13 protein-coding genes and 2 pseudogenes are annotated in these 11,743 nt (G+C 69.5%); 8 read left to right on the top strand and 7 right to left on the bottom strand.

Going from position 1 to position 11,743, the window contains the following annotated elements:
• Window positions 1-15: 15 nt before the first annotated feature.
• Window positions 16-1,557 carry a M28 family metallopeptidase gene (locus tag OIE49_RS01930; protein WP_326800758.1) on the top strand — a complete coding sequence of 514 codons (1,542 nt, stop codon included), beginning with the start codon at window positions 16-18 and terminating at the stop codon, window positions 1,555-1,557.
• A 44-nt stretch (window positions 1,558-1,601) separates the two neighbouring features.
• Here OIE49_RS01930 and OIE49_RS01925 read toward each other — a convergent pair whose 3' ends face one another.
• Genes OIE49_RS01925 through OIE49_RS01915 form a run of 3 tightly spaced genes read right to left on the bottom strand, consistent with a single transcriptional unit; the run spans window position 1,602 to window position 3,863 of the window.
• Window positions 1,602-2,309, bottom strand: a complete 708-nt coding sequence (locus OIE49_RS01925) for a B3/B4 domain-containing protein (protein ID WP_326800757.1) — start codon at window positions 2,307-2,309, stop codon at window positions 1,602-1,604.
• Window positions 2,310-2,348: 39 nt separating this feature from the next.
• On the bottom strand, window positions 2,349-2,996 hold the full coding sequence (locus OIE49_RS01920) for an FMN-binding negative transcriptional regulator (RefSeq protein ID WP_326800756.1): 648 nt from the start codon (window positions 2,994-2,996) through the stop codon (window positions 2,349-2,351).
• A gap of 30 nt (window positions 2,997-3,026) precedes the next feature.
• Window positions 3,027-3,863 carry an EamA family transporter gene (locus tag OIE49_RS01915; protein ID WP_326800755.1) on the bottom strand — a complete coding sequence of 279 codons (837 nt, stop codon included), beginning with the start codon at window positions 3,861-3,863 and terminating at the stop codon, window positions 3,027-3,029.
• 118 nt (window positions 3,864-3,981) lie between these two features.
• Between OIE49_RS01915 and OIE49_RS01910 the strand changes: the two genes are divergently transcribed.
• The 4 genes and pseudogenes from OIE49_RS01910 to OIE49_RS01895 all read left to right on the top strand — a co-directional run bounded on the left by OIE49_RS01910 (window position 3,982) and on the right by OIE49_RS01895 (window position 6,814).
• On the top strand, window positions 3,982-4,566 hold the full coding sequence (locus OIE49_RS01910; protein WP_326800754.1) for a helix-turn-helix domain-containing protein: 585 nt from the start codon (window positions 3,982-3,984) through the stop codon (window positions 4,564-4,566).
• Window positions 4,567-4,690: 124 nt separating this feature from the next.
• Window positions 4,691-4,861 (top strand): annotated as a pseudogene (locus OIE49_RS01905) (MFS transporter); the annotation flags it as partial.
• A 213-nt stretch (window positions 4,862-5,074) separates the two neighbouring features.
• Window positions 5,075-5,560: a DUF3761 domain-containing protein gene (locus OIE49_RS01900; RefSeq protein ID WP_326800753.1), complete on the top strand. Its 486-nt coding sequence runs from the start codon at window positions 5,075-5,077 to the stop codon at window positions 5,558-5,560.
• Window positions 5,561-5,863: 303 nt separating this feature from the next.
• Window positions 5,864-6,814: an alpha/beta fold hydrolase gene (locus OIE49_RS01895; protein ID WP_326800752.1), complete on the top strand. Its 951-nt coding sequence runs from the start codon at window positions 5,864-5,866 to the stop codon at window positions 6,812-6,814.
• 152 nt (window positions 6,815-6,966) lie between these two features.
• Here the strand turns inward: OIE49_RS01895 and OIE49_RS01890 are convergent, their stop codons facing one another.
• Complete coding sequence (locus OIE49_RS01890) at window positions 6,967-7,617, bottom strand: FMN-dependent NADH-azoreductase (RefSeq protein WP_326800751.1); 651 nt, start codon at window positions 7,615-7,617, stop codon at window positions 6,967-6,969.
• 137 nt (window positions 7,618-7,754) lie between these two features.
• Here OIE49_RS01890 and OIE49_RS01885 point away from each other — a divergent pair, with 137 nt between their 5' ends.
• The 3 genes from OIE49_RS01885 (at window position 7,755) to OIE49_RS01875 (ending at window position 9,575) form a co-directional block, all read left to right on the top strand.
• Window positions 7,755-8,126 carry a winged helix-turn-helix transcriptional regulator gene (locus tag OIE49_RS01885; protein WP_326800750.1) on the top strand — a complete coding sequence of 124 codons (372 nt, stop codon included), beginning with the start codon at window positions 7,755-7,757 and terminating at the stop codon, window positions 8,124-8,126.
• 21 nt (window positions 8,127-8,147) lie between these two features.
• Window positions 8,148-8,759, top strand: coding sequence for a TetR/AcrR family transcriptional regulator (locus OIE49_RS01880; protein ID WP_326800749.1), 612 nt, complete (start codon window positions 8,148-8,150; stop codon window positions 8,757-8,759).
• 108 nt (window positions 8,760-8,867) lie between these two features.
• Window positions 8,868-9,575 (top strand): cysteine hydrolase, encoded by a 708-nt coding sequence (locus tag OIE49_RS01875; RefSeq protein WP_326800748.1) that lies wholly within the window; start codon window positions 8,868-8,870, stop codon window positions 9,573-9,575.
• Here OIE49_RS01875 and OIE49_RS01870 read toward each other — a convergent pair.
• The 3 genes and pseudogenes from OIE49_RS01870 to OIE49_RS01860 all read right to left on the bottom strand — a co-directional run.
• Window positions 9,572-9,802: pseudogene (locus tag OIE49_RS01870) on the bottom strand (NF041680 family putative transposase); the annotation flags it as partial. The gene OIE49_RS01875 and the pseudogene OIE49_RS01870 sit on opposite strands and share 4 nt — an antisense overlap.
• A 97-nt stretch (window positions 9,803-9,899) precedes the next feature.
• The gene (locus OIE49_RS01865; protein ID WP_326800747.1) at window positions 9,900-10,178 is read right to left on the bottom strand and encodes a hypothetical protein; all 279 of its coding nucleotides are present in this window, start codon (window positions 10,176-10,178) and stop codon (window positions 9,900-9,902) included.
• A gap of 43 nt (window positions 10,179-10,221) precedes the next feature.
• Window positions 10,222-11,694 carry a hypothetical protein gene (locus OIE49_RS01860; protein ID WP_326800746.1) on the bottom strand — a complete coding sequence of 491 codons (1,473 nt, stop codon included), beginning with the start codon at window positions 11,692-11,694 and terminating at the stop codon, window positions 10,222-10,224.
• Window positions 11,695-11,743 lie beyond the last annotated feature (49 nt).

The raw sequence follows: 11,743 nt of genomic DNA, 5'->3' as shown, positions 1-11,743 counted from the left end.
CCGGAAGGAAGCGTCTTGAACGCTCGGAACCGCCGTACCACGGTAGCCGCCGTATCCGCCGCAGGGCTCATAGCGCCGCTGCTGCTGATCGGCTCGGGCACCGCCTCCGCTCACAGCGACCCTGCGAAGGAGGCTGTCCAGCTCGCGAAGAAGCTCGTCAAGAAGAGCAACGCCGAGGATGCCTACGAGCATCTGAAGAAGTTCCAGCGGATCGCCGACAAGAACGGGAACACCCGGGTGGCCGGGTCGGAGGGGCACCGGCAGTCGGCCGAATACGTCGAAGGCCTGCTGCGGAAGGCCGGGTACTCGGTGACCCGGAACGAGTTCGACTACCCGTTCGCCGAGACGCTGGCGCAGAGCCTGCGGGTGGTGTCGCCGCAGCAGCAGGACGTCCCGGTGATCGCCATGACGTACTCGGCCAGCAGCCCGGTCGGCGGTATCACCGCCCCGGTCGCGGTGGTGCCGATCGACGACACCACCGGCTGCGAGCCGGGGGACTACGCCTCCGGGACGTTCACCGGCAAGATCGCACTGATCAAGCGCGGCGGCTGCACCTTCGCGGAGAAGCAGGGGGCCGCCGCCGGCGCGGGCGCGGTCGGCGCGATCATCTACAACAACACCGAGGGCGCGCTCAACGGCACCCTGGGCGACCCGTCCGCCGCCAGGATCCCGGCGGGCGGCGTCACGCAGGCGGACGGCGAGGCGCTCGCGGCGAAGGCCGCCGCCGGCGCGGTGACCGTCAACCTGGAGATCCGCACCTTCGCGGAGACCCGGCACACCTACAACGTGATCGCCGAGACCAAGAGCGGCAGCGCCGACAACGTGGTGATGTTCGGCGCCCACCTGGACTCGGTGGCGGCCGGGCCGGGCATCAACGACAACGGCTCCGGCTCCGCCGGCATCCTCGACGTGGCCCTGAACCTCGCCCACGAGAAGGTCAAGAACAAGGTACGTTTCGCCTGGTGGTCGGCCGAGGAGTTCGGCCTGCTGGGCTCGGAGGCGTACGTCGACGGCCTTTCGGCGGCGGACCGTGCGAAGGTCAAGCTGTACCTGAACTTCGACATGATCGCCTCGCCGAACTACGCCCAGTTCGTCTACGACGGCGACGACTCCGACCAGGTCGGTGCCGGCCCCGGCCCGGAGGGCTCGGCGCAGCTCGAGCGGCAGATCACCGACTACCTGGACAGCAGGCGCATCCCGCACGAGGGCACCGACTTCACCGGCCGCTCCGACTACGGGCCGTTCATCGAGGTGGGCATCCCCTCGGGCGGCACGTTCACCGGCGCGGAGGGCATCAAGACCGCCGAGCAGGCAAAGGTGTACGGCGGTAAGGCCGGAGTCGCGTACGACGCCTGCTACCACGCGGCCTGCGACAACCTGAAGAACATCAACATGAAGGCGTTCGACGTCAACATCGACGTCATCGCCAACGCGGTGGGCCAGTACGCCTGGGACACCAGCATCCTGAGCAAGCCGGTGACGCCGCAGAACACCAAGGGTTCGGCGGGCAGCGGGGGCGGCCTGCACGATGGCCACGACCACGAGGTCACCGAGTAACTCCCGCTCCGCACCAGGGGAGGGCCGGGCAGTCCGGCCCTCCCCTAAATCACGGCGTAGGGGCGGGCGGGGCTCAGGTAGTGCACCGCGGTCTGCTCGGTGTGCGGGACGAGCAGCCCCTGGAGTTCGTCCGCCGCCACCTTGAGGATGTCGCCGTCGCGGGTGGCGTGGAGGGTTTCCAGGACGAAGGCGACGTGGGTGGAGTCCTCGGTGACGCGGGAGCGGTGGGTGTCGCGGTGGTTCCAATGGCGGGTGAGGACGCCTTCGGGGTCGGCGTAGATGATCTCGCCGGGCTCGGGGTGCTCGACGGTTCCGGGTTCGCCGAGCGGGGTGAACTCCTCGCTTCCGTCGGCGTATCGGAGGTCGACGTCGCCGGTGACGTGGCCGAGGTCGAAGGCGCCGGCGGGCAGCCCGTGCCGGACGGAGACCGAGTTGTAGCAGTCGACCGCCGGGTTGATGCGTGGCAGCGCGCCCTTCTTGGTCATGCGCCGGCCGAGGGCGTCGACACTGGGGCGCATACGGCGCGGGTTGGTGCCGAAGGAGCGGTAGGCGGTGTGCCATGCCTCGATACGAGGGTCGCTCCCGTCGGCCGGCTGCCATATGCCGAGGGCGAGTTGCTGCTCCAGGTCCTCGACGGCGGTGGCGATGTCGGGCCAGGGTTCTCGGCCGCGCAGGCCGGTGACGCTGACCAGGGCGATGAGGGTGTCCGGGAAGGCTTCGGCGACGGCGGGGCTGATGCGGAACGCGATCATGGGCGAGGTCCTGTCTTGTGCGCGTACGGCCGCTGGGGGTCAGGGCTTCCAGGGGCCGATATGGTCCAGGCGGCGCAACTGCTGGCGCGCCGTGGGCACGTCCAGGCCCTGGCCGCGCTCGGTGAGGTGGCCGGCGACGGCGGTGCGGTGCTCGACGGGCTTGTGGTCGTCGTACTTGAACTTGGCCCGCACCTCGGTGACCTCAAGGCGCAGCCCGCGGATGCCGGGCAGCATCCGCCCGTACGGCGGCTGGTCGACATCGATGGGGGCGTGTTCGCCGTCGGGCTGGAAGTGGGCCATCTGGCGGCGCAGCAGGTCGGCCTTGGCCTCGGGGTCGTCGACGATGCGGGCGCGGCAGGTGAACTGGACGGCCGCGTAGTAGCTGGTGGGGACGCCGTCGGTGGGCGGGATGCCGGGCTTGGCGCGCCAGGGGCCGGGGACGAAGGCGTAGTCGCCGATGACGGTGAAGGTGACGTTCGGGTCGTGCTCGATGGCCTTCCAGACCGGGTTGGGCCGGGCGAGGTGGACCAGCAGTCGGCCGTTGTCGGTGGTGAAGTGGGTGGGGACGACGACGGGCGCCTGGCCGGGCAGGCCGTTGACGCTGAGCTGGCCGAAGTCGTGGCCGTCGGCGATCCAGGTCTGCCATTCGGTGTCGTCCAGGGAGGCGTCCCAGGGCTGGATGAACATGTGGTTCTCCTTGAGGGGGAGGGCAGTTGGTCAGGTGAGGGCGAGAAGGCCGACCGCGACGGCGGCGGTGCCCAGGCCCACGAGCTGGCCGCGGTGGATGCGTTCGGCGAGCACGCCGCGGGCGAGCAGGACCGTGCCGGCCGGGTACAGGGCGGTGATCACCGCGACGACGGTGAGGTCGCCGCTGCGGGCGGCGAGCAGGAACAGCAGGTTGGCGAGCGAGTCCAGTACGCCCGCGGTCGCGGAGATCGCGTAGGCGGGCCTCTCCGGGCCCAGTCGGCGGCGCATCACCGCGGCCGCGGCCAGGGTGACGGCCGAGGAGACCGCTCTGCCGATGATCAGTGGGGCCACGCCGCTGTCGGAGGGCGTCTGGTGCAGGAAGACGAGCTGAAGGGCGATGGCGGCGCCCGCCCCGAAGGCCAGCAGCAGAGCCGTCCGCGACGGACGTGACGAGCGTGCCCCGTGCCCGGCGCTCACCATGACCACGGCCACCAGCGCCAGCGGCAGACCCACGAGGCCCGCCACACCAAGGCGCTCGCCCTGGAGCAGCCCGACCGTGACCGGCAGTGCGGCGGACACCAGCGCCGTCAGCGGCGAGAGCACGTTCATCGGGCCGATCGCGAGGGTCTTGTACAGCAGGGCGAACGCGGCGGCCGACGCGACCCCGGAGGCCGCGCCCCACCCGACGCCTGCCCAGGTGAACGAGGCGCCCAGGACGGGCCACAGCAGCAGTTCTACGGCGAGACTGGCCGGGGCTGCGACCAGCACGGTGCGCAGCACATGCGCCTTGCGGGCGCCGAGGCCACCGAGGAAATCGGCGCATCCGTAGGCGAGAGAGCTGCCCAGGGCCAGCAGCAGAGCGAACACGGCACTTCCCTAACTTTCACATTGGAACGACCCGACCGTACAATGAAACGACCGCCTCCTGTCAACCAAATGACCGGACGGTTCATTGAAGTGCTCCACTCGTCAGGATGGTGATCAGGTGCCCGAGGCCGAAGCAGCCCTGCGCACGCTCGCGCACAACGTCAGAGCCGCACGCACCCGTGCGGGCCTGTCGCTGGACGAGCTGGGCCGCCGGGCCAAGGTCAGCAAGGGTGCCCTGGTCGGGCTGGAGAAGGCCCAGGGAAACCCGAACTTCGCCACCCTGGTCCGCCTCGCCGACACCCTCGGCATCTCGGTGTCCGCGCTGATGGAGGGACCGGCCGAAGGCCGCGTCCGCGTGATGTCCGCCGACGCCGTCATGCCCCTGTGGGCCGGGGAGCGGGGCGGCGAGGCCCGGCTCATGCTGACCACCTCGGGGCCGGCTCCGGTCGAGGTCTGGCGCTGGAAACTGGAGCCCGGCGAGGAGTACCCCAGCCACCCGCACCAGGCCGGCGTCGTGGAAACGGTCAGCGTCACGTCCGGCCGGATGACACTGGTCGTCGACGGCACCGAGCACACCGTCGAAGCCGGACAGACCGCCACCTTCGATGGCGACACCACCCACACCTACCGCGGCTCGGGCACCGGCACCTGCCACCTGATCATGACCGTTCACATCCCGCCAGGACCCGGCTCCCCGAGCTGAGGGGCGGCGGCCCCGGCCGGGGAGCCTGAGAGTACGACCGTTCGTCGCACGAGGAATGCCGCTTACCGCACACGGTCGACCGGATGGTGATCAACAAGGCACGGGATTCGTACCGTCCGGGATCATGAGTGCTCCTGTTGCTCCCCCGGGATGGAGCCGCTGGCTGATTCCGCCCGCCGCTCTGTCGGTCCACCTGTCCATCGGCCAGGCCTACGCCTGGAGCGTGTTCAAACCGCCCCTGGAGTCAGCGCTCCATCTGGACGGCACGCAAAGCGCGCTGCCGTTCCAACTCGGACGTGAGCCGTTGCGGCAGCCACATGGAGCATGTGAATGAAGTGTGCATATTCCGTGATGCACTTGTGGCATGATCTGACCTCGCTGCGTTGTGGCGGCGGAGCCCCGGCGGCTCACAGCCGACGTGACGAACGGGCAACCGCCACACCGAGCAGCACGCCACATGACACGGCCGACGCCACGGCCTGCGCTGCCAACGCGTTCTGGGGGACCTATGACCAATCCGTACACCATTCCGCCGTACCCTGCTGCCCGGCCCGCCCCCAAGTGGGCACGGAAGCGCTACGTACTGCCCGCGATGGGCCTCGCCTTCTTCATCGGGATGGGCGCGGGCGCCGGCGGGCAGGACAGTGACACGGCGAAGCCGGTCGCCGCGAAGGTGCTTCCGACGGCCACCGTCACCGCGACAGCCACCGCCACGGAGACCGCGGCCCCGTCGCCGGCACCGACGGTGACTGCGACGGCGACGGAGACCGTCAAGGTGAAGGTGACCGTCACCGCAAGAGCCGCGGCAGGTTCGGGAAGCAGCGGCGGTTCGTCCGGCGGCTCGTCGGGGAGCGGCGGCTCGGGCTCCTCGGGCGGGTCCAGCAGCGCCGGAAACGGCGCCACCGCTATGTGCAACGACGGCACCTACTCCTACGCCGCCCACCATCAGGGCGCCTGCTCACACCATGGAGGCGTGGCCGTCTTCTACCGGTAGACCGAGCAGGCCGCCCCGGCGGCCGTGTGAACGGCCCGGCCGGCGTATCGACCGGCCGGGCAGTCGCGCGGCGTGCCGACCGAGCGCCCTACAACCGGCGCAGTAGCCACAATGACTCCTTCCGCAGGACGACCACGGTCGTGCCGGTGGACAATCCTGTGGCGTGTGACAGCTGATCTCCACAGAGGCGACGCCCTTCCGGCCACCGCGCCGGCGCCCCCCGCCGATCACGCGCCCCGGCCGCGCCGTTCACGGCTGCGGCGGTGGTCGCGGCGCGTCGCGCTGGGCTCTGCCGTCGTGCTGATGGCCGTCACAGCGGCCTCGTTCGCCTACAACGGCTTCACCGCCGGGCGCGCCGCGCCTCCAACGGGACTCAGGTACGTGCAGGCCGCAGACGTCCGGACGCGCTACCAGACCTGGGGCGCGGCGGGCTCACCGGTCGTCCTGGTGCACGGTGCCTTCGAGTCCGTGGACACCTGGTCGCGCCTGGCCCCGTCGCTCGCCCGCAATCACCGGGTGTACGCGCTCGACCTGACCGGCGACGGATACAGCGAACGCCGCGGCCCGTACACCGTCGACCATTTCACCCGGCAGTTGCTGGGATTCCTCGACGCCATGCACCTCGGCGACCCCGGCGAGCGGCCGCTGCTGGTAGGGCACTCCAGCGGAGCCGCCGTGGTTGCCGAGGCCGCGCTGCGCGCTCCTGGCCGGACGGGGGGCGTGATGCTGCTCGACGGCGACGCCCTCGACACGGGCGCCGGTCCGCCGCGGGCCTTCAAGTACGTGCTGATCGACCCCTACCGCACCAGCCTGCTGCGCCTCGGGCTCGGCATCGACGCCGTGATCCGCGGCCTGTACGACGCGCAGTGCGGGCCTGCCTGCCCGCCGCTGGACGCCGCCGGTCTGGATCAATGGCGACGCCCGCTCCGGGTGCCGGGCGCGGAGGGCGCTCTGTGGAGCATGCTGGCCGAAGGTGTGCCGGGTCTGCCCGCCGGCCGGGTGGCGCGGCTCGCCGGGCTCGACCTGCCCAAGGCAGTGGTGTTCGGGGCACAGGATGACGTGTTCACCCGGCAGACGCCGTACCAGACGGCCCGACGCATCGGCGCACCCCCTCCGACGCTCATCCCGGACGCCCGGCACCTGACGATGGTCTCCAGCCCGGAGGTGGTCGCGGCGGCCGTGGACAAGCTCATGGACGCACATGCGATCTCGATGCCCGGCGACGGCAACGAGTCGCCGGGTGACAGCGGTTGAGGGTGTGCGGGGGACGGGCATCCCTTTCCCCTGGGCATCCCTTTCCCTGCCGCCTCGTGCTGCTGAAGAGCTCGTGAGGAAGGCCGGGTGCCGTCAGGCGGCCCGGCCTGCCCGTCAGCCGGAGTTGGCCGAACTCCTGGGTCGGACCGCTGTCATGCGGCGAAGCGTTCGGCGAGGCTCTTCGCCCTGGTGGCCGCGTCCTGCAGCGCGCGCTCGCGGGACGACTCGAACAGCGGGACCAGTTCGGCCATGGCCGGGTTGTGCGGGGCCATCGTGAGCTCCGGCACGATGAACTCCAGGTCGAGCCCGAGCATGTCGGAGAGGACTGCCGTCAGGTAGTTCTGTACGTACTCGTACGACTCCTTCGGCGTACCCGGAGCGTAGGAACCGCCGCGACTGGCCACGATGGTGACCGGCGTGCCCTGGGCGGAGGGGCTCTCGCCCGCGGTGCGGCCGAAGAGGATGACGTTGTCCAGCCAGGCCTTGAGGGTCGAGGGGATCGCGTAGTTGTACATCGGTGCGCCGATCAGTACCGCGTCCGCGCGCTCCAACTCCTCGATCAGCCGCAGACGCTCGGCGAAGGCGGCGGCCTGCTCGGGGGTGTGAGCGGCGGGTTCGACGAACCCGGCGCTGTGGGCGTCGGCCGTGATGTGCGGCACGGAGCTGGTGGAGAGGTCGCGGTAGATCACCGTGCCCTCCGGGTGCTGCTCCTGCCAGGCCTCGCGGAAGGCGCTCGTCACCGCACGGGAGGCGGAGGCGGGCGCGGGGAACACGGACGAATCGATGTGCAGCAGTGTGGCCACGAGGAACTCCAATCAGCGGCAGTGGCGGGCAGCCGGGTCGACAGCCGCTCAACCTGCCAAGTTTTCGTATGCGACTATAGTTAGCATAGGAACTTACTTTTTTTCACCTCCTTGCGACGGCCCAGTATCCTGGGGGTATGACGGTCGAGCGGAGCCATGACGCGGGTGCGTGCAAGCGGGTGGGTGCGGGCATCACCCGTGTCTTCCAGTTGCTCGGGAAGCGCTGGACCGGCCCGATCGTGGCCGTCCTGGTCGAGCAGCCCGCGCATTTCGCCGACCTGCGGCGGGCCGTCCCCGGCATCAGCGAGCGCATGCTCTCCGACCGGCTGGCCGAGCTCGGCGCCGCGGGACTCGTGGTGCGTGAGGTCGAAGAGGGGCCGCCGCTGCGCGTCTCGTACCGGCTGACGGAATCCGGGGCCGCGCTGGAGCCCGCCCTGCTGGAGCTCGGGAAGTGGGCCGAGGAACATCTGCCCGAAGGGCGGCCGAGTGCGACAGGCTGCGACAGCTGACCGTTCGGTTATTGTCGAAGGATGCCGCGACCAGCCAATCCGCACGTCCGTGAACGCCTCCTTGCCGCGGGGCTCGAGCTCATCCACACGAACGGCTTCAACGGGTGCGGCATCAAGGAGATCACCGACAGTGCCGGTGTTCCGAAGGGATCGTTCTACAGCTACTTCGCCAGCAAGGAAGACTTCGCGGTCGCGGTGCTCGAGCACTACTGGGCGTCCATCGACCGGGGCTTCGGCTTCCATCTGCGAGACGCGTCCCGGCCTCCGGTCGACCGTGTCACCGCGTTCTTCCTGGCCATGACGGACCAGAACGCGCGGCGCGACTTCGCGTTGGGCTGCCTCGTCGGCAACATGTCTCTCGAACTGGCCGACCACAGCGCGGAGGTCAGGGAGAAGCTGGACCACATCATGGACCGGTGGACCGGCTTGATCGCCGCGTGCCTCCGCGAGGCCCAGGCCGATGGTGACCTCCCCGGTGACGCGTCTCCGGAGGAACTAGCCTTCGTCATCGTCGAGGCGTGGGAGGGGGCCGTCATGCAAGGGCGCATCGGGCAGCGACGCGACGCGTACGACAGGTTCGCGACTGTGGCCTTGCCGCGTCTCCTCGGGGTGCCGGCTCCTTCGGTGAAGTAACGGACGGCTGGTGGGCCGGAGATGGCGGTGCTCTGACTTTATAAAAAGACGACTGGTCACTTATTATCGAGTCGTCAGCTACCCCCCTCGTGAGGAGCACCCCCTCTCATGTCCGACAGCAGCATCTACGCCGAGCCTGCCGACCCCGCACTTCCTGGAAGCGGGTTCACACTTGACCTCGCGCGTGCGGCGCTGGTCATCACCGACCCACAGATCGACTTCCTGAGCCCGAAGGGCGCTACCTGGTCCGTCTTCGGCGACAGCATCACGGAGAACGGCACCGTCGGCCACATCGGCCGGCTTCTCGCCTCCGCGAAGGAGGCGGGCATCACGGTCGCCGTGTCGCCGCACTACTTCTATCCCAGCGACGAGCAGTGGCAGTTCAACGATCCGATCGAGCAGTTCATGCACGGCGTCGGCATGTTCAGCCGTACCGGTCCGCTCACCCTCGACGGCTTCACCGACTCCGGCGCGGACTTCCTGCCGGAGTACAAGGAGTACATCCTGGATGGGAAGACCGTCATCGCTTCCCCGCACAAGATCGTGGGGCCGGAGTCGAACGACCTCGTCCTCCAACTGCGCAAGCGCGGTATCTCGCAGGTGATCCTTGCCGGGATGGCGGCCAACCTGTGCACCGAGGGGCACCTCCGGGAGCTGCTCGAGCAGGGATTCGAGGTCGTCGTCGTCCGCGACGCCACCGCCGGCCCCCGGCTGCCCGAGGGCGACGGATATCTGGCCGCCCTCATCAACTTCCGCTACCTGGCCAGCGCCGTGTGGTCGACTGAGCAGACCATCGGTCAACTCCGCCCGGCCTGAGCTAGTTTTGCCGAACAGGGCAAGTTCGGCCGGAGGTTCTTGAACCCCCGGCGGACCCGTCCGAGGGTGAGCCGGCCGGACTCGGTCGGCTTCTCCCAGGGGCGGCGGATGTCCGCGACCAGCGGCCGGGCGAGACGGAGCTGAGTGTGGGCCGCGACGATCAGCCAGTTCCACCGGTCCGCCCGTCTCGGGCGGGTCCTTGGTGCTGGTCCAGTGCCCCCTTCCGTCGGAGCAGAGGATCAGGCAGAGGCCGGGCTCACGTCCCCGGACTCCTCGTATCAGCGATCGCGTTCGCGTAGTTCCAGGCAGCTACGAAGCTCGCACTCAGAACGGTACGGCCAGCCCGGCCTCACGCAGTCGAAGCAAGGCCCTGTCCATGCATTCGGCGACCGAGGTGCCGTCGGTTCTCAAGCCACTCGTCAACGGGCCACCGCTGGCAGCAAAGGTCCACGCTGGCCGGCCTTCTCGCCAACGCTCCGCATCGACGCGGATCATGGCCCCCACGCCTCGCTCGCCGAGCCACTCCAGGATGAGCAGTGCTGCGTCCTCCACGCCACTGTCCGCAGGATCGAGCTCTGAACTTTGCTCCCCTGTCCTGGTCATGGCGACCACCCTACTCAGCGTCCCATCGGACCCGATGACGCCGTTAGCTGACTTCGTTCCCGCTCACGTCGGATGGTCCGAGCCGTTGCACCCCGTGGTGCTCCTGGAGCAGCTCCTGCTCGTACTCCTGAAGAGCCGAGAGCGTCGACTGCCAGGAATCCCTTGCCCCGTGTTCGTCGGTGAAGAGGCAGCAGCTCTGCCCTTCCTCGCCTTCGTCGCTGATGGCCCACCATCCGTTCGTGACGTCCCAGAGCGAGCGTACGGAGCCGTCTCTCAGGCTGAAGGTGTGGTGTGTCAGGCTTGCCCACACCCCCCAGCCCTCGGGACCGCAGCTTCGCCGGTGATCACGGCGCCACGTCTCGACCTCACGCGCATGGTGTTCCTGTGCCTGGGCGAGTTGCGTGCTGATCTCATCCGGCACCGGAGTCTGTGAAGACTCCACCAACTCCCGTGCCTGCCTTGCCGCGGCAGTCGGGCGACGTGCATGAGCGCCGACAGCCGTCTCCACCGAGCGGCAGCCCGCCGACCGCAGCTCGTGGGCCCGGTCGGCCGAGATTCCCGCCGCGGCGAGCGCCGCCGCCTCCGAAGCCCGCCAGCTCTGACGAGGATCGGCGTTCTGGAGCAACGCATGAGCGTTGTTCGGCGTCCGCAGATCCCAGCCGTCCCGGAGCCACTCCTCGGCGGAGCGCACGGTCAGGTGAGCGGCGTCGTCGGCGTCCTCGACATGCAGGACGGGGAGCAGTAGCCGCAGGGCCGCCGGAGTCCAGGAGGTGGACTTGAGCGCTCGTGCCGCGTCCTGACCGGCGCCGACGCTCGCGTAGGCGGTGAGGGAGTGCCCGTACTCCTCAACCATGCGGTCGACCAGGTCGGCGCGCTCGCGGGTGAGGGAGAGGGCGTACTCGGTGCCCCGGCCGTCGTATCCGAAACGACGAACGATCAGGGTTGACCGCTGTTCGTCCATGAAGACCTCAGCGGCGCTGGAGAGTCCCGGGTAGTCGGTCGCCACCTGCTCGTATCCCCTGGAGTTCTCCCATCCCGGTTCGGAGGGAAAGGCGTCATCGGGCGCGGGGGGAATGTCACTGTGATACCGGGTGCCGAGGAGGGCGAACGCCTGCCGGCGCAGCGCGTCCGCAGGGTCGCTGTCGTCGGAGCGGACGACGCTGAAGGAGTCCGCGGGCAGCGAATCGAGCGACGTACGGGGGATGTCCTCGATGAGGAGGAGGGTGGCCGGCGTCCACGTGATGCGGCGGCCCTCGGAGGTTTCTCCGACGGAGAGTTCGCCGGTGTGCAGAGCGCAGCCGTGCAGTTGGGGTGCCCGCCAGTCGGGTTGAGCGCTCGCCAGGAGTTCCCCCGTGGGCAGGCTGAGCGTCAAGGGGGACGGCCGGTGAAGGCGGTCAGGGCTGAGGAGGATGTCCAGGTGCTCGACAGGCCGGCGGCCGTCACGGCCCAGCAGCGCGACGTTCTCTTCGAATCCCGGATCGGCGTGATCGGCGAACCCCGTTTCTGTCTCCGCCAAGCTTCTCGAGTACGGGCTCGGGGCGTGGACGCTGTACGGAGACAGACTC

Source organism: Streptomyces sp. NBC_01788 (assembly GCF_035917575.1).
Lineage (GTDB): Bacteria > Actinomycetota > Actinomycetes > Streptomycetales > Streptomycetaceae > Streptomyces.
The sequence above is the reverse complement of the archived record's forward strand: the minus strand, read 5'-3'. Positions and strand labels throughout refer to the sequence as shown.